Here is a 22,435-nt window from a genome sequence, read left to right as displayed (position 1 = left end):
ATAGAATTTTATTGACATTATGTATGTACTTTTTTTATAAATAATACTAAAATTGTGTTTTATCTTCATTAATCGGGAAAGCATGCACCATTACAAAAAAGTTTTTTTTGTTCAATATTTCATATCTCTTGTATTTTTTTCAATGACGGCTATAAAAGTTAATGCTCAAACTGAAGTAAAAGAGAGCGTACCAGAAACTGAACAATTAGAGCAGATTCAACAGCTTGATGAACAAGCTAATGTTCTCTTTGAAGTCAAGACTCATCAGCTTCGCAGCGAGACAGGCACACTGATTTCTTCAGAGCCTCTTGCACCCTCAACCCAAATTTCTGTTCAGAAAATTGAGGTACAAGGTAATACAGTTTTAGAACAAAAAATTAATAATTTGATTCAACCGTTCTTTGGTCAGATAGTTTCTTTACAAAATTTAAGTAATTTAGCAGATTCTATTACAGAACTTTACTTAAATGAAGGCTATCTTACCTCTCGTGCGGTTCTTCCTCAACAAGATTTTGCCGATGGTATGGTCACAATTCAAGTGGTAGAAGGAGTTGTAGAAGAAGTTATTATAAAAGGAGCCACACGATTAGAAAATTATGTGAGAAGCAGAATTCAAGTCGGACTAGGACAACCTCTTAATTCTGGAAAATTAGAAGATCAACTTCGCTTGCTTAAAACAAATCCACTCTTAAAAAATATTGAAGCAACCTTAAAAGCAGGAAGTGAAGAGAATAAGAGTATTTTGGAAGTGTTTGTCGCTGAAGCTAATCCTTTTTTTGGAAGTGTCGGGTTTAATAATTATTCTCCCCCAAGTATCGGTTCAGTTCAAGCCAACATTAATTTAGGTTATCGAAATGTGGTGGGTCTAGGAGATAGTCTGGCAGTTTCCTACCTGCCGAGGGTTGAGACTTGGTTAGGAACTTATCAAGTAGATGTGAACTATCAAGTTCCGCTTAATCCGATGGAGGGAGCCTTACAACTGAGGACATCTATTGAAGAAAACGAAGTGATACAGGGAGATTTCGTGGATTTAGATATCAGAGGGGAATCCCAGTATTATGAAATTAGTTACAGACAACCCATTATTCGGAGTCCTCGACAAGAATTTGCTTTATCGTTAGGAATGAGTTATCGAAATGGTCAAACCTTTACTTTTCAAGGGCCTTTTCCTTTTGGTATTGGGCCTGATGAGGATGGATACAGTCGGACGAATGTTATTACCTTTGGACAAGATTATGTGTTAAGAGAACTAACAGGAGCTTGGGCTTTTCGTTCTCAGTTCCGCTTCGGTACAGGAATTTTTGAAGTTACTTCTAATCCATCTCCGATTCCTGATGGTTACTTTTTTAGTTGGTTAGGTCAAATTCAACGGATACAGATTTTAGGTAAAAATAATTTTTTAGTGATGCAAGGAGATATACAGTTAACACCTGATTCTTTGTTACCGTCAGAACAATTTGTGATTGGTGGTGGTCAGTCAGTACGGGGTTATCGACAAAATGTACGTGCTGGCGATAATGGCTTTCGTTTTTCTATTGAAGATCAAATTACTCTTGTCCGCGATCGCTCAGAAAACCCTGTTTTTATTCTTGCGCCCTTCTTTGATATGGGCTATGTTTGGAATCATCCCGATAATCCCAATTTCCAAGACTCACAACGATTTATCGCTGGTTTAGGATTAGGGGTTTTATGGCAACCGATTCAAGGCATGAGTGTCCGCTTAGATTATGCTCCGCCTTTGATTGAATTGGATGACAGAGGTAATGACGTTCAAGATGACGGTTTTTACTTTAGTGTTAATTACCAGTTCTAAGCTTTAACTTTGGAATAAAACCTCTCCACCGTTGTAGTAGAGAGGTTTTCTGTTATTACCAAGGATTACCAATTAGGGTAAACGGAGCCCAGTAATAGGGATGAGTAAGGTCGGGAGGCTCTGCCCCTGCTAATTCTGGAGGAAGGTTAATCTGACCTTGAGGGTTAACAATTTGCCCCCCTTGTTGGCTAATGCGTCCTTGAATCATATCGACTTGGGTTTTGCGAACGGCTTCTGCTTTAATTGGTACGTCTTGAGATTTTAGTTTGCCATAGAAATCGGTCATAAAAGCTAAGGTTCCTGTATCACCTACCCACCAAAGACTCGCAAGGGCAGATTTAACACCTGCTTTCACGGCTAATCCTGCAAAGCCTAATTCGATATTTTCATCACCAAACGCGGTACGACAGGCACTTAATACTAATAACTCAACGGGTGGCCGATTTAATCCTAGGGTACGGACTTCATCTAGATTTAACCGTCTGTCATAAAATTGAATATAACTTAAGTTCAGTTCACCTGGTTTAAATTCGCCGTGAGTCGAGAGGTGAATAATACCAAAGTCTGTTTTTTGACGGCTTTCGCGTAAATTATTGATGGTGAAGTCTTCATTAATTAAGTATGGTCGTCCCTGCCAGATATTTTCGATACTTGGTAATTCAACTTGTACGGCGGGTAAAGGTCCAAGGGCATTGGGGTCAGCGAATTGAGATGCACCTAAAGCGAGTAATTGTTGTTCTTTGATATCTCTGTAGGTGTTGTCATTTAGACTCAAACTCGGTGCAAAGCCACTACTATATTTTTCGGCTAAAAATTTTCCTTCAACATCAATAAGTGCAGCAATGGGAATAATTCTTAGACCTGCAGGCATGACGAATAATATATTGTTGATTTTTCGTTCAGCTAGGGTTTTTTCTAAAGGACTAATCAGCCATTGATACAATTGACGGGCAGACGGTTCGTATTGTTCTCGCGGTGAGTCTTTATCAGAAGCAGTTAAATAAAGTTTTTCGGCTGCATCAATAACCTGTTGACGAATTACCCCTTTAATGGGGATACTAATGGGTTCGCCTTCACTGGTGATCATGAGCAAATCTAGTTCGTGGGTATCTTGTGAAGGGGTAGTAATTGTCGGTTGACTAACGTTACTATCGAGGTTTAAGCCAGTTTCGTATTCTTGGGTCAAAGCAGCTTCTTGACGTGCAAAATCATCTTTGATGGTGATACCACGCGGTTTAAAGCTAACATAAATGATGGCTGGTTTTTCGGCGGTAACTCGTTCGATATTCTGAAGAAGACTTTTTGCTTGATCAACAGTTGCAATGGGAACAACAGGAGGGCGAACAGTTGCTTGCAGAGAAGGGACTGGCGTAGATATGAAGTCACCAGGATCATCAACGTCGGTAAAGTTAGACCGTCCTTGTCCCTCAACAGAGATAATAGCTACATTACCTTGTCGTTCGGTAAAAACAAAATTACCTGAATTAATATTAGAGCCGCCACTGGTGATGGCTCCAGCAGACCCGTTAAGGCTTGAATTTCCGATTATAAAGGGAATTCGTTGATTATTAGGAAGATTTTCATCCCCATCATATTGAATCGTAATATTGCCACCAGCTTGTGTGCCTTCAGTAGAGATACTGGCGTTAGTATTTGGGATGGTGTCGGTAATGCGAACATTATTAGGCGTAGTAATATTAACCGTTCCGCCTGTACTACCCAAACTACGGGCATCGATACTCGATAATACTACATCTTGAGTTGCCTTGAGGGTAACATTTCCACCATTGCCTTGCGTTCCAGAAGTATTGATCGCACCTGTTGTCAAGGTAGAAGCTGAATTAACATTGATATTAGCCCCAGTGGTATTCGCTGTATTCAGATTACCTGTTTGAATTAGGCCATTATTCGATTTTAAGGTAATGCTGCCACTAAGAGGGGAAGGGAAAAAGTCGGGAATTGTTACATCTGAATCGGGATTAAGGCTATTTATATTAAGATTTGTCAAATCTACTTGACTCGTAACAATATTACTGGTGTTGATGGTATTAGCAGAAATATTTAAATCAGTTCCTAGGGTATTAATGGGTTGATTAACCGTAACTGTATCATTACTGGTAAAAGTAGCCGTTTCTTTTGAGGCTATTGCAACTAAACTATTATAGGTTTGAGATCCAGTGGTTGTAACGGTGACGGACGGTGACTGAGGAATGTCTACATCAATAGGAACCCCGCCAAAAAATGACACTAAACCATTGGTGGTTAGAGTCGTTCCTGTGATACTGTTTAAAATTCCTATAATTGGGGCTTTAAGTTGAATTTCGCCTCCAGTCAGGCTATAGGCGGTTATTCCTAAATCGGCCGTTAGATTAATCGTTCCTTCACCATTGCCAGTATCGATATTGAATATATCTATATTATTTGCACTGATGGTTAAGTTTTTCCCTACGCCTGTTATGGTTTTTCCTTCTGAATTACTGATATCTCCTTCGGAAGACGTTAAGGTAGTATTGTTCCCTAAAATAATATTTCCTTCTGTGTATGCTTGATCGTTGATCGTGTCAACTGAGCCACCATTGAGGATCGTTTCATTAGCACTCAAAATTGTTAAAGTATCTAAAGGCTGTGTATTACCGATCGCACCGCCAAAGGTTACATTTCCTACAGTCCCCGCTTCAACGAGTAATGAATAAGGATCTGAATCAGTATCGGGAGAAAGGCTATTAATTGTACCTGTTATGGTAATATCTGCGCCTGTGGGTAAATTGTCATTATTAGTGGTATCGAGATTGATTTCCGTTGCTCCCAAGAGAACGTTATCTTGGATGCGGATCGGGTTTCCGTTGGTGATAATATCTGCATAAAGAGTCGTAGTTGTACCTGCTCCGATTATAGTAATTGATGCGTTATCTGCACCTGTAATGGTTTCGTTGACGTTGATGTTGGCTGCTTGTAGAGTCGTTGGATCGTAGAATGTTACAGGTTCACTAACTGTAATCGTTTCTGTATTTTGGGTACCGATCATTAGAGACTGAAAACCTTTGATACTATTAAGATTGGTAACTTGTAATCCATCACCTGTGTTTGTTCCTAGGAAAATATTACTGGTGGTATTAGGTTGAATAGTAACAGTGTTGGTTCCACCTGTTGTTGTAATGTCTGTTGCTGGAAGAGTAAGAACATCATTCGCCGTAAAAATGACTGAGTTACTACCGACATTGAGGGTGTTATTAAAGGTGATATTATTACCAGTTAAAGTAGTAGAAGCACCTAAAACTACTGCTCCGTTATAGATTTGAGACCCTTTTGTATCGATTGAACCGCCGTTTAGATTAGTCTGAGTTCCACTGTTTATAGTTAGTGATGCGTTATCTTCACCTGTAATCGTTTCGTTAACGTTGATAGTGGCTGCTTGCAAAGTCAGGGGATCTTTAAAAGTCAAAGCATCACCAACAGTAATTGTATTAGCGGTTGTGCCACTGCCAATGACTATCGATTGATAACCATTAAGATTATTAAGATTAGTGACTTGTAATCCTGTTCCTGTTCCACCGATTAAAATATTATTTGCTGCGGTACCAGGTTTAATGGCGAGTGTCCCTCCCGTTGATATCGTTTCGGTAGTCGGAAAGTTAATTGCTGCATTAGCCGTTAGAGTCGCGTTATTGCCGTTGGCGTTTAGGGTGTTATTAAATGTGAGCGTATTGCCTGTAAAGTCAGTATTGTTGTTAAGCGTAACAGTATCTTTATATTCTTGATTGCTGGTCGTATTAACACTTACTGTTCCTGCTGTATTGCTTAAGGTTAGGGGTTTTTCTACGGTTAGAGATTGTCCCGATACATTTCCTCGAATTTCTGCCTCATTTCTGGCATTTACAGCGATCGCACCTCCTGCCGTGATCGCATTTGTCGTTACTTGGTTTCCGGTTAGGGTCACTTTTCCTGTGTTGTTAGTTCCCGATGTGGTGATGGGACCCGTCAGTACGTCTGTTTTCGCTGTTAGTCCGATCTCTCCTGCTACTCCTCCTGGTAAAGAGGCGCTGACACTAGAAGCATTCAAGGCACCTGTTGTAATTCCCCCAGTGGTGCTTGTTAGTTGGATATTGCCACCTGTGGTACTGCTAGTAGTGATCCCTTGGGTTTCAATGGTCGTGGCACTGACGATGAAGTTTCTGCCATTGGTTGTTATTGGTTGCTCGGCTTTGAAATTACTCCCTGTGGTGAAGGTAAAGGGATAGTTGAAGGTCACGGGGGTATTAATTGTAATGGTTCCCGTTTTGGCATCGCCGATGTTGAGTTGACCGATGCTAGAGCCGAGATTGTTGAGATTGGTCAGCACTAATACATCTGTGCCACCTGTGCCAATGTTAATGCCGCGTTCTGCGGTTCGGGGTACAATGGCGATCGTTCCTGTCCCTGTTACTCCTGAAGTGGGGAATGTTACGCCGTTATCAGCAGTAAAGGTTGCTGTATGAGTCTTGATGTCTAAACTGCTAAAGGCGAGCGTACCACTTGTGTTGCTGCCTGCTCTGAACTCTGTATTACCTGCTAGTGTCACGGGACTGGTGTAAGTTTGATTATTTGTTGTACTAATCAAGCTTCCTGTGCTATTTCCCACTGTCAAAGGAGCATTTACTGTTAAAGATGTTCCTGTTATGTTTCCCGATGCTGTCACATTTCCCGATGTTGAACTTAGGGTTGCTGGTTGGTTAAATGTTACATTATTTTTATATTCTTGATTGCCTGTCGTATTAACAGCCACTGTTCCTGCTGTATTGCTAAATGTTACGGATTTTTCTACGGTTAAGGATTGTCCCGATACATTTCCTTGAATTTCCGCCTCATTTCTGGCATTGACAGCGATCGCACCTCCTGCCGTGATCGCACCTGTCGTCACCTTGTCCCCAGTTAGGGTCACTTTTCCTGTGTTGTTAGTTCCCGATGTGGTGATGGTACCCGTCAGTACGTCTGTCTTCGCTGTCAGTCCGATCTCTCCTGCCACTCCTCCTGGTAAAGAGGCGCTGACACTAGAAGCATTCAAGGCACCTGTGGTAATTCCCCCAGTGGTGCTTGTTAGTTGAATATTGCCACCTGTGGTACTGCTAGTAGTGATCCCTTGGGTTTCAATGGTCGTGGCACTGACGATGAAGTTTCTGCCATTGGTTGTTATTGGTTGCGTGGCATCAAAATTACTTCCTGTAGTGAAGGTAAAGGGATAGTTGAAGGTGAGAGGCGTATTAATTGTAATTGTTCCCGTTTTGGCATCGCCGATGTTGAGTTGACCTATCTCAGTGCCGAGATTGTTGAGATTGGTCAAAACTAATACATCTGTACCACCTGTGCCGATGTTGATGCCGCGTTCTGCGGTTCGGGGTGCGATGGCGATCGTTCCCGTCCCTGTTACTCCTGAAGTGGGGAATATTAAAGCGTTATCGACAGCAAAATTAGCGGTGAAAGTTTGAATGTTGAGGGGGTTGTTGAAAGTGATGTTATTGCCAGAAAGAGTAGTATTAGTGTTTAAGGTTACAGGGTCGTTGTAAGTTTGCGAGCTTGTGGTCGTAATAGATGAGGTGTTAATTGTTGTTCTATCAGTTGTTGTACTAGGAACACTATTGTCAGTTGTTAGACTACCCGCTTGTACTGTTCCGTTAAACTGAGTATTGTTGGGGCTATTGACAGTGAGTGCGCCTGTAATATTAATGGTACCTAAAGTAATATCATTAATATCTCTGAGAGTAACATTATTACCACTATTAATGACAACTGTCCCAAAATTGTTGTTTCCGTTTAAAGCAACATTGCCATTATTACCAGTAATAGTAGTTGTGCCAGTTGTGGTTATAGAAGTATCGCTGAAAATACTATTACCAGTATTATTTGCTGGAAGCGTTCCTTGTAGGTTAATGTTTCCATTGCTCGAACTAACTTTGGAGTTGATTCCCTGAATCAAGATGCCTTCAGTGGGGTTCGCTAGAGAGCCGCCACTCCCGCCTGTACCTATTAAAGTCAGATTTCCATTGCCTGTTGATTCAACTGTGCCACTGTCGTTCAGAAAAATACCATAGTTATTGTTTCCAGTTCCGCCCCCTGTTCCAGTAAGAGTAATAGCTCCGCTAGCCGATGTTACTCCAGAATTGCTGCCGATCGTGCTAGATTCACTAGGATCGACACCAATAATTATCCCGTAAAGATTGTCCGTACCCGTACCGCCAGTCCCCGTCAGAAAGATTGTCCCATTCCCAGTAGATTGTATTGTGCTGCCACCAGTCAGAATAATTCCCTCATTTTGAATTCCTGAACCACTTCCCCCAGTTCCATTGAGTATAATATTTCCATCGACAGAAGTGATTTGTGAAGTAGTACGAATATCTATCCCAGAATTTTCCTGTACGCCCGTACCGCCAGTCCCCGTCAGAGAGATTGTCTTATTCCCAGTAGATTGTATTATGCTATCAAGTTCCAAAAGAATACCATCGCTACGGCTTTCAGTTCCGCCCCCTATTCCCACTAAGGTAATATCTCCCCCCGAAGTGCTAGCATTAGTATTACCTAGCCTAATTCCCGTGGCATTATCGACAGTTCCATTACCAGTACCTCTAAGACTGATATCTCCTCCTCCTGAGCTAAGGGTGACATTTTCCAAATAAATTCCGTCAACATTTTCTGTTGTGCCGACTGCTGGCTGAGTCAGTGGATTTGTTCCGCCGCCTAGAGTAATATCTCCTCCTCCAGAAGTAATAGAAGAACCAGAGTTTAGTCGGATTGCTCCTGAGTTGTTATTATCCGCATCGGCATGAAGGGTTACATCTCCAAAAGAAGATGTAATATTAACGTTATTGCCGACAGTTATAGTCTCGTTAGCAGTAAGATTAACATTGCCACCACCACTGTTGATATTGTTGTTGAGATTAAGGTTATTACCTTTAATGTTGATAGGTCTTGACGAGCTAACTTGAGATATGTTGACATTGATATTTTCTGCGTTAATGTTAATATTGTTGTCAACGGTAAAGGTCAGTGTACTAGCTGAACCAAAAGGTTGTATTGTATTGGCAGATAAAATGACACTTCCTTGATCAGCACTATTACTGAAGTTCTCAACTAGAATCGAGGCAGGAAGGTTAATTGTTCCAAATAAAGCGTTCATCTGAATACTGCCAGCAGTTCCACTCGCTGTCGTTGCTACAATACTAGTGTTGTCTACGTTAAAGGTAATATTGCCAAACAGACTGGTAAGATTGATATTGCCTGCATTTCCTGTATTGCCAACACCTACATAAGCACCTAGGCTAACCAGATCACCACTAGGAAGGGAAAAACTTCCCGCTACTTGTATGTTGTTGAGCGCGCTTAAAGTTATATCTCCAGCATTGCCATTTTGTCCAGAAATGTTATTTGCAAAGGCACTAGTATCTATTGATCCTACAGTGATATTTGCTCCAACTATGCTAACGTTTCTACCTCTAGCAGTGATTGTGTCATTGGTACTCATAGAAAAATTACCAATTTCATCGTTGTTAGCATCGGCACGAAATGTTACAGATGTTTTAGCTTGATTTCCTGTGGTGATATTAGAAGCAAAAACAAGCTGATTATCCGTCAAGTCATTAATGGTGATATTGTCAGTAGCTTCGATATTGACATTGGTTGTTCCTGCTAAATTTTGTAGGGCATTTTCAGAAATTGTGAAGGTAGCACTAGGCTCGTCATCGGCGAGAATTTGTCCATCTGCGATTTGTTCATCATCAGCCCCCTCATCACCATTAATAACAATTACATTTTGGGGATCTAAAAGTAGTGTACCAGGATTGCCATTAATGGCAGTTGTATTAACTTGACCATCAAAAAAGAGATTTTCTTTACCTGACACTTCTACAAAACCACCATTACCACCACTTACACCACCTTGGGCGCTAATTGTCCCTTTAAAGTAAGTGTTACCATCAGCCCAAACGATAACCTTCCCGCCATTTCCTTGAGTTAGGGCATCGGCTTTAATCACTGAATCTGAACTAACATAGGTCGCTCTAGCATTGGGTACGGTTCCTTTTCCTTGATAATCTCCCCCAATTAAAACGGTACCGCCACCATTTGACCCAGAAGCATCAACGGTAGCATTAATTAACCCTACCTGAGTTCCCAAGATGCTGATTTCACCGCCTAAATCGGCAGCCTTTCCGTTAACGGTTCCTGATATGATCGTTGTACTCGGTTCAGTGGGTAAAGTAACACCTGTGCTAATTTGTTGTACTGTTTCCGTGGGCGTAACCGCTAACCCCGTTTCAACGCCTTGATTAGCTGCCCCTGTCAATAAGGTTGGTAAGTTGATCGCTCGAAGTGCTGTAGAATTTCCCTGAGTATCTTTGGGGGGTTCAATTTCTAAACTGAGGATCTGTCCTTCTTGGGAAATCTTGACTTTAGATGTACCCGGAACAGCCGCGATCGTAATTTTACCACCAGGTGCATTGATCGTCCCTGTATTAATAACATTCCCTGCCACTAGAGATACATTAGAATCTGGGGATACCTGTAGTACCCCAGCATTAATAATTGTTCCTGATGCTCCTTCGCCAAAATGAAAAGTATTTGGGCTACCGACTAAATTAAGATAATCATTCGTACCAAAAGCATTAAAAAAGCCATTCGCAAACCCTAATTGATGAGCCGTTGTCGCAATAAAATCAGCAGGAACATTCAACCGCGCCCCTGCACCGAAAACAATTCCAGCAGGATTAACTAAATAAAGATTAGAGTTTCCACCCATTACCTCAATCAAACCATTAATATAAGAAGGATTGCCCCCTACTACCCGCGAAAGTATATTGCGAATATCGGGATTAGATAAAAAAGTAGCGATTTGACTGGCACTTAAACCAAACTCTTGGAAACTATGAAAAAGATTTTTACCATCTTTTGATAAAGTCCCCCCATCAATGATGATGCGCTGTCCATTGGGGGTGACTAGGGTTGCAGTTCCATCATTTGCGGGAATGACTTGTTGCGCTTGTACAGAAGGAATATAACTGGTGAGAAGTAACGCTAATATAAAAGAAAGCTTTTTCATTATTTTTAAGTTAATCCTTAACTTATTAAGTTTTATTAAGTTTTTTGCCAGTTTTAAGAGGAATTAATTCTCCTGATTATATAAGATTTAAACGAGAATAGTCAATTTTTTAACTTTTCTCAAGATTCACTGGCGTAAATCTGGCTTTTTGATTGATTTTTCAAAAGTCATGCTAAACTGTAAACAAGTTTTCAGGTGTACTCAAATTTTTTAAGCGCGAAGCTTAAAAATTGGCTCAGGAGATAGCTATTCATGAAACGGTTGATGAAAGTCATTAGCCGAATGGTTTTCTTATTGTTGTTGGTTTGGATACCGCTTAGTTGTCAATTGCCGCTTTCAAGTTCTCAAAAATTAGAACAGTTGACGAAAACAATAACAGTTCGGGTTTTTCGGGCTGACGAAGCCAATAGATTAGGCGGCTCAGGGGTATTAATCGATCGCTCTAATAATCAATATTGGGTGATTACCAACGATCATGTAGTCTTTGATCGCAAACTTTCTTATAAAATACAGACATTTGATGGTCGTACATACCCAGTTCAAATCGTGTCTCCTTCCCCTAGTCCCAAAGAAAACGATCTGGCATTGCTGACATTTAAAACGGATACCCCTAGCTACTCAGTGTTAACCCTTAAAGCTTCGCCTAAAATGTTGAAAGAAGAATCGGTTTTAGCTGGAGGTTTTCCATTTTTCGATGACTTCCATCAAGCACAAGATTTTCATTTCACCCAAGGCAAATTAATGATGGTTCTCGATGAACCTTTTTTAGGAGGCTATCAAATTGGCTATACTAATTTACTGAGAAATGGCATGAGTGGCGGGCCAGTGGTAAATCAAAAAGGAGAACTTCTTGGCATTAATGGTATGGCACAAGATCCCCTTTTGGGTAATCCCTACATTTTCCCCGATGGTAAGACGGTTTCGGAAAAAGCTTGGCAACAAGTTAGTCAATTGAGTTGGGCGATATCTGTCCAAACAATCCGAGATTTTGTTCAACAGCATTATCTAAACCCCAGTTTATAATTTTAAAAAATAAAGTTTAATGTACTGAAAATGCCACCCAAAGCCGATAAACTCACTCAAAATCTTCAATCGCTACAATTATTTCTACAAAGAAATCTGGAGCGTCACCCAGAAATTGAACCGTTGAACCTACAGCTTAAGCAGTTAGAAACCCTTTTAGAAACCAAAAAACTTATTTTACAAATTATAAGTGAACATGAAATCTCTGCACAAGCACTCTTTGATTTACTCAGCACTCAGCCGAATTTTTTAACAGCCTATCAGATTAAGTTAGATGCTTTACCCGATTTACCGAAGAATCTAACTCCACAAACCTTAACGACTTTAACCCTACGTTGTATTATTGACGATCGCACAGAAATTCAGCAATCTTATCCTTTGACTACTGAAAATTTTCTCATCGGTCGTAATCCTGATGCCGAAATGGTTTTAAATGATCCTCAATATCGCGGAATTTCTTGGAAACACGCTTTAATTAAATCTAAGCTTGATGCAACAGAACAACCCCTTTGGCAACTCGAAGACCGCTTTAGTACTAATGGTACATTTGTCAATGGGCAACCAATCACAACAGATTATATCCTTCAACCGAAAGACAAAATTACTTTAGCTAGTCCTCATTCAGAAGCAGGAATTGTTGAGTTAATCTTTGATCATCAAAATATTACACCTGATACCTCGATCAATGAACCCTATTTAGAAATTATCAATTCAGATGTTTTGCTCATAGTTGTGAATTTAGAAAAACTTTCTGAGAGAGAAATATCTTTAATTAAAGGGATCGATACCTCTATGATCGCCAAGGTTTTTATCGTTCCTGAACTCTTTAGCCCCGAAGAAGAATCCCAACTGCTCCTTACTTCAGAAGAGGGTATAACCCGTTTAGAATCTGTCTTAAAAGCGCAAGAATCTAACTTTGAAATCCTACCTGTTTTCCTCAAGCCCTATTATGTCGAAGACTATCCAACTGAGCTAGGCAAAAACTTACAAAAAAAACAAGATAATTTTATAAAATCTATAGAAAATATTATTAAACGTCAACCCGAAAATATTTTAGCTGCCCGACTAGCCATAAAAACTCAAACACTTTTAGAACCCCTCGCAATTCTTTTCACCGAAGATAAAATACTCCTCCAAGAACAAATTATTCAACAAAAAAAAGATCTAGAACAGTTAACTCATATCAATTTAAAAGAAGTTACTAAAAAAGCACTCAATACTGTTAATGAAGAGAAAGATAAATTCTTTAAAAAAGTTAAGCTAGATGTTGCCCAAGCGAAAGGAGCAGCACTCGATAACTTTAGTAAACGGAGTATTGTTTATCAAGTACAAAATTTTGTCGATCAGTTACAGCCTGTTATCATTAAGCGAGATGGACAATCTTATATTCAGTTAGCAGCATCAGGGCAAGATGTCAATAGAGATTTGCTGGATTTCTGTATTTCTTGGCTAGAAGAATGGGGGATTCATGAATGGGAAAAAATCAGCTATTCTTATAACAATGGCGGACTGAATAATTTAATCGTACAAATTCAATCCACTCTTAATATTATTCCTTCTCTTCTGGATAATACCTCTTTTTCTGCACCTCAAGCTCTCGATATCAGGAGTAACTTAATGATGTCTTTTGCTGGGATTATTTGTGAAGTACGTCATAAACAAGTTTCTCTACCGTCTTATCTGATGAAAGAAATCAGAACCAATATGATGCAATACATGATGATGATAACTTTAGTGTTAGCATTAATTGGTATTAGAGGAGGAAAAAACCAAATTTTTGAGCAATTATCAAAAACCTTTAAAAGCTATCCGTTATTGTTAGGTGCAGTAATTTTTGGGATCTTTTTCCTATTAATGAATGCTTATCGTGCTGATAATCAAATGAAACTAGATGAAGCCAGCGAAAAACTAGGAAAAGAATTAGCAGGTTATTATCAATCTTTAAGTAAAAATCTTATAGAAAAAATTATTCAAGAGTTCAATCTGGCTTTAGATTACGAAGCAAAGAAAATTGAAGATACTGTCGCAGAAATTCAATCAAATTATAATGAATATATTATAGATATTGAAAAGATACAAGTCAAATTACAAGCTAATTTAGAACAGTATAAAGAAAAAGAAAAAAATCTAGATAAAGAAACGGCTGAATTTCAAAAACTCATTAGAATGTAAATTTATCTGAAATCATCAGGAACTTCCAAACCTTGATTGCTACTTGGCTCACTTTTTGGAGGATTGCTAGAGTTATTATTACTGGGGTTGGGTCGTCGATAGGTTTGGGCTGTCTCGCCTTTTTTCATGCCTCCTTGAGCTTTTTCTGCAATGTTTTTAGCTTGCAGTAACCAGTAGTCGGTCGTCGTAGAATGGCTAATCTCCCTCGCATAATTCATCGCTTCTTGTAATCCTTGATACTCCAGAGCTAATTCAGCTTTTTTGAGGATAGCTTCAAGACGGCGAGTTTCAGCAGTCCATTCTATACTTAAAGATTCGGCAGACTCTTGCACTGGACTACTTGCAGGAATTTGGCTGATCATTTCTAGGGCTTCGGTTAGATTTCCCTCTTTGGTGTAGATTTGAGAAGCTTGTTCTAATAGAGATTGCGCCCATTGATCGGCGTGTTTAGTAATTTCGGTAGCATATGGGGCATCTTTGGGAATTTGAGCGAGAGGAATTTCATTGAGTTTTTTGATCGCTTCACCAAATTTTAATTGTTCAGCCAAGACTGACGCACTCTTTAAACCGCATTTGACCATAATTTCCGATCGTTGCTCTTCTGGTAATCCTATTTCTAGGATTTCAGGTGCTTGAGATTGAGTGAAACATTCTTCATATCGATGCTCATTAAAGGCTGTTGTTAACTGAAGGCGAGTTTCTTCGATTTTAGCGAGTTTGGCTCGGTTTTCTTGTCCACCGAGAAAATAAACTCCTATAGTGGAAACGATACCGATACCAAGGGCAAAACCAACATTGTGAGCGGTTGGAGTTTTTAGCCAAATCGAAAATTTATTAGGATTTGAAGACATTTGCGGGGTCGTTTGAATATTTTTTGGCGTTGCTCTTTCGAGTACTGCTAGTTTTGGTTCGGGAGGGGATAAGGGCGGTCTATTTGGGATTTTGGCGATAGGAGCGTCTGTTTTAGTAGGATTTAGGGCTTCTAGAACCTGTGTTGCTGATAAGTATCGTTGCTGAGGGTTGGGCTGGATCATTTTATCGAGGATCTCTGTCAAAAAAGGACTTGCTTTGGCGTAAGGTTGCCAGATCAAGACATCATTTTCGTCTTCTTCTAGATCCATCGGATGTCGCCCTGTTATGGCTTGTATGGCAATGATACCCAAAGCATACAGATCGCTATTTTTGCGCGGTTTTCCTCTTATTTGTTCTAAAGGCATATAACCTCTTGTCCCAATGGCGATCGTTTGGGAAATGAGATGACTTTGTTGCGGATTAAATTCTTTAACGCTGCCTAAATCGATAAGAACCAATTTTTTGTCTTGTTGACGGATCATGAGATTGTCGGGTTTAACATCTCGATGAATCACGCCTAAATGATGAATGTATTCTAAAATTTTGAGACAATCTTTTAATAGTTCAATTACTTGGGTTTCGGACCAAGGTTGATTTGGTTGAAGTTGAGTTGTTAGGGTTTGACCTTGAATGAGTTCTTGAATGAGATAAAATTGCTTATCTTCTTCAAAATAATCAATAATTTTCGGAATTTGAGGGTTATCACTCAGTTTTTTGAGTGTTTCTGCCTCTTGCTTAAAAAGTCTCGTGGCCTCTTGTATAAACCTAGGTTCATCACTGGCAGGATAAAGGTGTTTTACAACACAACGAGAACCGTTTTGAAGATCTGTGGCTATGTAGGTATGACTAAAACCACCTTGACCTAACGGTTCTAACACTTCATATCGGGCTGCGAGAATTTTGCCGTGCATTATTTTGCTCGATCAATAATTAGGTTATTGGAAAAGATCAGGAACTGCCATACCATCGGATGAGTCAGGCTCAGATGGGGGATCGACGGGTTTAGGGGATGAGATGGGTTGAGGGGATGAAATGGCTGCCGTTTCCATTAAGGGGGCTGTTTTCAAAAAGCTGATCAAATCGATCGCGCCACCTCTTTCGAGTCCACCACCGCTAATACGGTTATTGATATTAAATAGTTCGTTCATGACAGCCGTTGGACTATCATTCGGCTGTAGGGTAATTAATAAACCATTTTTACGGCATTCATACCCTGATACTCGTTTATCACCGACACAGATGACATTGTAACTATTCATTTTGCCAGTTGTTACATATCTTAAATTTCCCGCATCAGAAAATTCTTGAAATCTTTCCGTTACTTCTTGACAACGGCGTTCTGCTGGCCATTCTGGGCCAAAATATTTACTTTTCCAAACGATCATTTCGATTTTTCCCCGCTTGGTATCAACGACGGTACGGGGAATTCCTCCTTCATTAATACAGGAGTATTTATTCTTAGCGGTCTGAGCTTGTCCATTGGGCATGAATCCTAAAAAATTGATTGCTACGGACAATACTAATAAACTTAAAGTGCGTTTCATGATTTTGATTTACCTCATCAATTTATTTATATAACTACATCACCAATTAATCCAACTCCGTGATAAATTTTAGTTTTTTTTACCAAGGAACAGGTTTTCCATCTGGTAAAGTGGGATTTGGATCGCTCGTAGTCGCTGGCTCTAGCGGATCTACTTGGTTCAAAAAATCAACGAGATTAAGTGCTCCACCTCTTTCAATACCACCTTTGCCAAGTCGGTTATTGATATTAAATAGTTCGTTCATGACAGCCGTTGGACTATCATTCGGCTGTAGGGTAATTAATAAACCATTCTTACGACATTCATACCCCGATACTCGTTTATCACCGACACAGATGATATTGTAACTATTCATTTTACCAGTTGTTACATATTTTAAATTTCCCGCATCGGAAAATTCCTGAAATCTTTGCGTTACTTCCTGACAACGGCGTTCTGCTGGCCATTCTGGGCCAAAATATTTACTTTTCCAAACAATCATTTCAATTTTGCCTCGCTTGGTATCAACAATGGTTCGAGGAATTCCTCCTAGATTAATACAAGAATACTTGTTTTTAATCGTTTGAGTTTGTTCCTTAGCCATCACTTCCAAAGAACTGACGAGGCTAAACAATGCAAGTATACTTAAAAAACGTTTCATGATTGTAATTTACCTTTTCTTTTTATTGACTACATAAATTAGAATCAAGCTGACAGAGATCAATTATAGTTTTTCCTGCTTTATTTTGGTGATCTTTTCGCCATTCTATTGACTGTTCAATGGCTTTTTTCTTAATGGGGCTAGTTTCGGGAATTCCCTTGAGCATCTCTAAAGACTGATTAAGATCGCCATGATCTTGATAAAATTGATTGGCTTTTTCCAAGACATTTAAAGACCAATCATCTATATACTTTTGCGCTTGCTGATAATTTGGACTATTGGGACTAATTTTAACTGCGATCGCTAAAGCTTCGTCATAATGAAATTGAGCCGCTTGTTGACTGGCAGATCCTAGGATACATTTACTTTCTAGCTCTAACCTTTTCTCTATTGGTACATTGATTTGAATTGTTTCGACTGAGTTGGTTTGAACTATACATTTTTGGTATTCTCCATCATTATACAATAATTCAATCTGATTGATTACGTTAGCAATTTGTTGTTGTTCTCTCATTTCTAGGAATTTATAGATTATTAAAAATATTAACCCAATCATCAGTCCAATTCCTAGTTTCTTTCCTAGGGTTGATTGACAAAAATTTAAGATTTTTTTGAAAGCAGTTTTTTGTTCTATTGAGATCTTGTTTACAATAATTTCACTGTTATTATTCACTATTTTATGAGCATTTTGTTGCGGTAATAGATGGGATTCAAGCAACTCATATTTTGGGATTGTATCTAGCTCAGAAGTTGTTATGATGGTAGGCGGTAATTCAATCTGAGAGGGTAAAGTGGTTACAACAGAATTACTTTGGGGTGTTTGAGCAATAGTGAGGATTTCTGTAGGACGATAAGTATGTTGTAATGGAGTAAAACAAGAATTTAAAACAGCTAAATTTTCTTGAGATGAAGAATACCGTTGTTGAGGTGCCAGGCTGATCATTTTGTTAAGAATCGATGGGAGAGAAGAAAGTCCTTTATAATGAGATTCCCATAAAATTTTTCCTTGCTCATCTTCATCAAAATTAACTGGATTAATACCCGTTAAAGCTTGAATAGCTATTAACCCCAAACTATAAAGATCACTGCTTAGTTGAGGACGATTTCTGAGTTGCTCAGGAGCTATATAACAGCTATTTTCACTTGTTATAGTAGCAGCTAAACTATTACCAAGTGGTTTAATATTTCCTAAACCAACCAATACTAAACAGCTATCCGATTGACGACGAATCCAATTGCTCGGTTTAATATTTTGATGAATGATTCTTTTTTCATGAATAAATTGTAAGATTGTTAAACTTTCTTGAAGAAATGTAATGACTTGTTCTTCCGAGTAGTGATAAATGTTAGATAATTCTACTTTTAAGGAAATTCCCTCAATCCATTCCTGTACTAAATAAAAGGCTTGTGCTTCCTCAAAGTTATCTAAAAGTTTTGGCGTTTGAGGAAAGTCATTGAGTTGAGCAAGTTTTGTTGTTTCTTGCTGGACTAAATTTCTCGCTTGCTCTAAGGTTTTTGAATCACTAAGGGGTGGATGAATTTGTTTAATGATACATTTAAGATTACCAACACTTTGGCAGTCCTGAGCTAAGTAAGTTCGATGATCCTGTGTACTACTCAATTTTTTGAGAATTTGATATCGTGAAGCAAGCCGTTGCCCTAACATATAATTAATTTTTGATAAATTTTGCATTTTATTTGATATCTAGTTTAACTTGTGTGCTATGTTATAAAACAATTTCTAATAAAATTTTAATGATTATTTAGAGTATTAGCATTGCAACTAAATCACTGGTCACGAAAAATAAAAAAGTTTGGTGGGATCTGGGTATTAATCTGTTTTTTTAACTACCCTGTACAAGCTCAAGTTCCTATTCCTTTGCGCGTAGCGACTAAATCGTTCGCTCCTTTGGCTTTCGAGCAAAATGGTCAGTATACAGGTTTTAGTATTGAATTATGGAAAGAAATTGCTCAAGAATTGAGTATTGAATACGAAATTTATGAAGAACCAACGATTATCGCTCTTTTAAACTCTGTGACTGTAGGGACAACTGATGTAGCAGTTGCTGGAATTACAATAACATCCGAAAGAGAAGAGAAAATAGATTTTTCTTATTCATTTTTTGAATCAGGTCTACAAATTCTCGTTTTAAATCAATCTTCTTCATCGATTTTTTCGGTTTTTTCTTTTTTATTTTCGCCGATCTTATTACAAGCTCTTTGTTTTATATTAGTTAGTATTTTGATTGCTGCCCATCTGATCTGGTATTTTGAGCGTCAAAAAAATTCAGATATGTTTCCTAAAGACTATAAACAGGGCATTCTTGAAGCCTCTTGGTGGGCTGTTGTCACTGTCGTTACAGTTGGGTATGGGGATAAAGTCCCGAAAGATATGCCAGGTAGAATTATTGCGGCGATTTGGATGTTTAGCGGTGTATTGCTAATTTCTTATTTTACTGCTTCAATTACATCAGTTCTAACGGTTCAGCAATTAAAAACGGATATTAATAAATTTACTGATCTTATTGGCAAACAAGTAGCTACTGTAAAAGGCACCACAGCCGCAGCATATCTAGCTAATCGTCCAGTTGGATTATTAGAATTTGATACAATAGAAGAAGCATTTAAAGCTCTTGAAGAAAGAAAAGCTAATGCGATCGTTTATGATGCTCCTGTTCTTTTATATTATGCCAATGGCGAAGGGGCTGGAAAAGTAAAAACTGTAGGAGCTATTTTTCAAAAACAGAGTTATGGAATCGCGCTTAAGCAAGATAGTATTTATAGAGAGCGTATTAATCAAGCTTTACTCACATTAAAGGAAAAAGGGGTTTACGATCAACTTTATGAAAAATGGTTCGGTCAAACTAATTAAATTGCTGACAAAATCAGAAATTCTCAAATATTATTTGTTTGGTCTCATGAGTAGTTTAAGTCTTTTGAGTATAGCGTCATCAAGTTTGGCTCAAGGACTATTAAATCGTCCGGCTTTTTTCCGTGACGGTCAGGTGCAGATGGAACAAGAAATACAACGCTTCCAACAACAGCAAAACCAGCAATCAAATTCTGATTCTTCCCCTATTGTTCCATCTCCAAGATTGACAATTATTGAAGATCAGCTTAAATGGCAAAAATATCTATTTCAGGATGGAGGATTTTCTGTATGGATGCCCCAAGCCGTTGTTCAAAGTCAAGAGACAATTATCCTCAATTTAGGAACTAATCAGCTTTCCTTTAACGTTTTTGCAAATCAACCTAAATCATACCGTTTTGTTGCTGCTTATTCTCAACGTTTAACAACAGAGCAAACGGCAAATCCTAACGAGCTACTATCGTTGGTGCGAGATGGAATTGTTGCAAAAACCGACTTCACCTTGCTTGACGATAGCTCCACAAGTTGGAAACAATACCCCGTGAGAGAATTGACGATGCAAAATGGTAATGAAATTATCAGTTTTAAGGTTTATTTAATCAATCAACAAGTCTATGTTCTTGCTATCGGACAAAAAAATACTAATGCTATCTCAAAAGAGGTAACTAGCTTTTTTGACTCCTTTGAGCTTCGCCAATAATTTTGGTGATGTTATTTTTCTGTGTTTAAAGACTTAAGTTAAACTCATATTTATTAATAAATAGTCCGCTCACAATATCGTGCATTTCTTCAGATTTAGAGAAACAAATTGTCTTTCTTTGTAATCGTTTAATTCTCGCTCTCAGAGTCATTAACTCGGTTTCTGAGAGGCGTTTGAAGCGTTTCTTCTTAAATTCATCGTCACTCAGTTGACCTCGTTTTTGCTCAATGTCGGAAAGACGTTGTTGGTAAGCAATGACAACAGAATTCCGAACCGCTTGCCAACCCTTGGAGTCAATCTCTTGTTTGATAGAGATTACCAATTGAGAGTCTTTTAAGTTAGTTGGTGACGAAGTACGAGGCATAGTTTTGTTAGTTAGCTATCTCTATCTTTATTGTAACATATTATAAGTTAAAGATAAAGCTGAAATGAACAATCATTTAATCTGCTAAAATCATAATTATGTATGATCCAATTTGTAAGTTTCTCGCCGAAAGTTATAGCAGTGACTTTGCTCGTTGGTTATTAGGAGAAGAAACTACGCTAACCCAACTTAGTCCGTCAGAATTATTACTTGAGCCAATCCGCGCCGATAGTCTAATTTTGTTGGAATCATCATCTGAAGTCCTTCATTTAGAGTTCCAAAAGGAACCCGACCCAAATATGGCGTTTCGGATGTTAGACTATCGAACGAGGGTGTATCGTCGCTTTCCGAACAAAGAAATGCGACAGGTGGTAATCTATTTAAAGAAGACAGGTTCAGAGCTAGTTGAACAGACCGTGTTTGAACTCTCGAAAACCCGTCATGAATTTGGAGTGATCAAACTTTGGGAAATCCCACCAGAAGAATTAGGAGAAGGACTAGGATTGCTACCATTAGCGGTGTTAGGGAAAACCGAAGATCGAGAAGAAACATTAAAAACGGTAGCAGAACGAATTGAAAGCATCGAGAATCGAACCGAGAAAAGCAATATCATGGCGGCCACAGCGATTCTAGCGGGTCTAATATTAAAGAAGGAAGTGATTCAAAAGTTAATAAGAGAGGACATTATGAAAGAATCTGTAATTTATCAAGATATATTGGCACAAGGTGAAGTTAAAGGGGAAGTCAAGTTAATCCTACGGTTATTGAACCGTCGTTTTGGACAAATCCCGCCATCTTTAGCCACAAAGATTCAAAGTCTTTCCTTAGAACGGCTAGAACAGTTAGCAGAAGACTTATTAGACTTTACCAGTGTTGAAGATTTGATCAATTGGCTATCTGAGCGATCATCCTGAACGTCACTACCGAGCTAGATGAAAATTAACTTATGATCTATGCGTGTATCGCATCTTTCTTAACAAAGCTATAAAGCTTATGTAGCAAGTATTACAGAGATTTTAGTTTCAAAAGTTCAAAAAAGAGAATACTAAAAAACACAAAAAAAAATAATTAGTAATATTAGCTTAACAAAATTCAAAAAATGACTCAATTAAAATGGAGGTAGAGTAAAAATAGAAGAGAAAGAGGAGGTAAGAAGATGACTTGGGCAGAAGAAGAATTAAAATGGTCAGATTTAGGAGATAAACGCTTAAATAAGCGGTTAATTAAGATAGTAGAAGATTTGTCAGTCGCACCCGAAAGTAGCATCCCTGCCGCTAGTCGCGATGCCGCCGCGATGCAGGGAATGTATGATTTCTGGTAGTCCCTACAAACGAGTGGAGGTCGGGAAGTCATAGGCTTTTTCAGGTATGGGGGCAACGAGTAGCTCCCGCCAA

Annotated in this window: 13 protein-coding genes; 7 read left to right on the top strand and 6 right to left on the bottom strand. The window is 38.8% G+C overall.

The window, feature by feature from the left end:
• Positions 1-142 precede the first annotated feature (142 nt).
• Positions 143-1,813, top strand: coding sequence for a ShlB/FhaC/HecB family hemolysin secretion/activation protein (locus C7H19_RS22400; RefSeq protein ID WP_106459153.1), 1,671 nt, complete (start codon positions 143-145; stop codon positions 1,811-1,813).
• Positions 1,814-1,868: 55 nt separating this feature from the next.
• On the opposite strand, the gene C7H19_RS22395 is transcribed toward C7H19_RS22400, so the two are convergent.
• Positions 1,869-10,877, bottom strand: coding sequence for a CHAT domain-containing protein (locus C7H19_RS22395; protein WP_106459141.1), 9,009 nt, complete (start codon positions 10,875-10,877; stop codon positions 1,869-1,871).
• A gap of 252 nt (positions 10,878-11,129) precedes the next feature.
• Here C7H19_RS22395 and C7H19_RS22390 point away from each other — a divergent pair, with 252 nt between their 5' ends.
• Both C7H19_RS22390 and C7H19_RS22385 read left to right on the top strand, forming a co-directional pair.
• A complete protein-coding gene (locus C7H19_RS22390) occupies positions 11,130-11,900 on the top strand; it encodes a S1 family peptidase (RefSeq protein ID WP_106459140.1) in 771 nt (256 codons plus the stop codon).
• 30 nt (positions 11,901-11,930) lie between these two features.
• Complete coding sequence (locus tag C7H19_RS22385; RefSeq protein ID WP_106459139.1) at positions 11,931-14,072, top strand: FHA domain-containing protein; 2,142 nt, start codon at positions 11,931-11,933, stop codon at positions 14,070-14,072.
• 2 nt (positions 14,073-14,074) lie between these two features.
• On the opposite strand, the gene C7H19_RS22380 is transcribed toward C7H19_RS22385, so the two are convergent.
• The 4 genes from C7H19_RS22380 to C7H19_RS22365 form a co-directional block, all read right to left on the bottom strand.
• A complete protein-coding gene (locus C7H19_RS22380; protein WP_106459138.1) occupies positions 14,075-15,835 on the bottom strand; it encodes a serine/threonine-protein kinase in 1,761 nt (586 codons plus the stop codon).
• Between the two features lie 24 nt (positions 15,836-15,859).
• Positions 15,860-16,468 carry a COP23 domain-containing protein gene (locus tag C7H19_RS22375; protein WP_106459137.1) on the bottom strand — a complete coding sequence of 203 codons (609 nt, stop codon included), beginning with the start codon at positions 16,466-16,468 and terminating at the stop codon, positions 15,860-15,862.
• A gap of 79 nt (positions 16,469-16,547) precedes the next feature.
• Positions 16,548-17,108, bottom strand: a complete 561-nt coding sequence (locus C7H19_RS22370) for a COP23 domain-containing protein (RefSeq protein WP_106459136.1) — start codon at positions 17,106-17,108, stop codon at positions 16,548-16,550.
• A 22-nt stretch (positions 17,109-17,130) separates the two neighbouring features.
• Positions 17,131-18,801, bottom strand: coding sequence for a protein kinase domain-containing protein (locus C7H19_RS22365; protein WP_106459135.1), 1,671 nt, complete (start codon positions 18,799-18,801; stop codon positions 17,131-17,133).
• A gap of 84 nt (positions 18,802-18,885) precedes the next feature.
• Between C7H19_RS22365 and C7H19_RS22360 the strand changes: the two genes are divergently transcribed.
• Positions 18,886-19,980 carry a transporter substrate-binding domain-containing protein gene (locus C7H19_RS22360; protein ID WP_106459134.1) on the top strand — a complete coding sequence of 365 codons (1,095 nt, stop codon included), beginning with the start codon at positions 18,886-18,888 and terminating at the stop codon, positions 19,978-19,980.
• Positions 19,952-20,677, top strand: coding sequence for a hypothetical protein (locus C7H19_RS22355; RefSeq protein WP_106459133.1), 726 nt, complete (start codon positions 19,952-19,954; stop codon positions 20,675-20,677). Before C7H19_RS22360 ends, C7H19_RS22355 begins: the two co-directional genes overlap by 29 nt.
• Before the next feature lie 25 nt (positions 20,678-20,702).
• Here the strand turns inward: C7H19_RS22355 and C7H19_RS27275 are convergent, their stop codons facing one another.
• Positions 20,703-21,041, bottom strand: a complete 339-nt coding sequence (locus tag C7H19_RS27275) for an IS1 family transposase (RefSeq protein ID WP_219907719.1) — start codon at positions 21,039-21,041, stop codon at positions 20,703-20,705.
• A 98-nt stretch (positions 21,042-21,139) separates the two neighbouring features.
• Between C7H19_RS27275 and C7H19_RS22345 the strand changes: the two genes are divergently transcribed.
• Both C7H19_RS22345 and C7H19_RS22340 read left to right on the top strand, forming a co-directional pair.
• Positions 21,140-21,955 carry an Rpn family recombination-promoting nuclease/putative transposase gene (locus C7H19_RS22345; RefSeq protein ID WP_106459132.1) on the top strand — a complete coding sequence of 272 codons (816 nt, stop codon included), beginning with the start codon at positions 21,140-21,142 and terminating at the stop codon, positions 21,953-21,955.
• 242 nt (positions 21,956-22,197) lie between these two features.
• Positions 22,198-22,362 (top strand): IS4/Tn5 family transposase DNA-binding protein, encoded by a 165-nt coding sequence (locus tag C7H19_RS22340; RefSeq protein ID WP_106459131.1) that lies wholly within the window; start codon positions 22,198-22,200, stop codon positions 22,360-22,362.
• Positions 22,363-22,435: the final 73 nt, after the last annotated feature.

The sequence above is a fragment of the Aphanothece hegewaldii CCALA 016 genome, from assembly GCF_003007785.1.
Classification (GTDB): Bacteria; Cyanobacteriota; Cyanobacteriia; order Cyanobacteriales; family Microcystaceae; genus Chroococcus; species Chroococcus hegewaldii.
This window is presented reverse-complemented; position numbering and strand designations above follow the sequence as displayed.

Excerpts from the sequence above, each read along its gene's own strand:
- C7H19_RS22400 (WP_106459153.1), top strand. The coding sequence starts at position 143 with ATGACGGCTATAAAAGTTAATGCTCAAACTGAAGTAAAAGAGAGCGTA.
- C7H19_RS22395 (WP_106459141.1), bottom strand. The coding sequence starts at position 10,877 with ATGAAAAAGCTTTCTTTTATATTAGCGTTACTTCTCACCAGTTATATT.
- C7H19_RS22390 (WP_106459140.1), top strand. The coding sequence starts at position 11,130 with ATGAAACGGTTGATGAAAGTCATTAGCCGAATGGTTTTCTTATTGTTG.
- C7H19_RS22385 (WP_106459139.1), top strand. The coding sequence starts at position 11,931 with ATGCCACCCAAAGCCGATAAACTCACTCAAAATCTTCAATCGCTACAA.
- C7H19_RS22380 (WP_106459138.1), bottom strand. The coding sequence starts at position 15,835 with ATGCACGGCAAAATTCTCGCAGCCCGATATGAAGTGTTAGAACCGTTA.
- C7H19_RS22375 (WP_106459137.1), bottom strand. The coding sequence starts at position 16,468 with ATGAAACGCACTTTAAGTTTATTAGTATTGTCCGTAGCAATCAATTTT.
- C7H19_RS22370 (WP_106459136.1), bottom strand. The coding sequence starts at position 17,108 with ATGAAACGTTTTTTAAGTATACTTGCATTGTTTAGCCTCGTCAGTTCT.
- C7H19_RS22365 (WP_106459135.1), bottom strand. The coding sequence starts at position 18,801 with ATGCAAAATTTATCAAAAATTAATTATATGTTAGGGCAACGGCTTGCT.
- C7H19_RS22355 (WP_106459133.1), top strand. The coding sequence starts at position 19,952 with ATGAAAAATGGTTCGGTCAAACTAATTAAATTGCTGACAAAATCAGAA.
- C7H19_RS27275 (WP_219907719.1), bottom strand. The coding sequence starts at position 21,041 with ATGCCTCGTACTTCGTCACCAACTAACTTAAAAGACTCTCAATTGGTA.
- C7H19_RS22345 (WP_106459132.1), top strand. The coding sequence starts at position 21,140 with ATGTATGATCCAATTTGTAAGTTTCTCGCCGAAAGTTATAGCAGTGAC.
- C7H19_RS22340 (WP_106459131.1), top strand. The coding sequence starts at position 22,198 with ATGACTTGGGCAGAAGAAGAATTAAAATGGTCAGATTTAGGAGATAAA.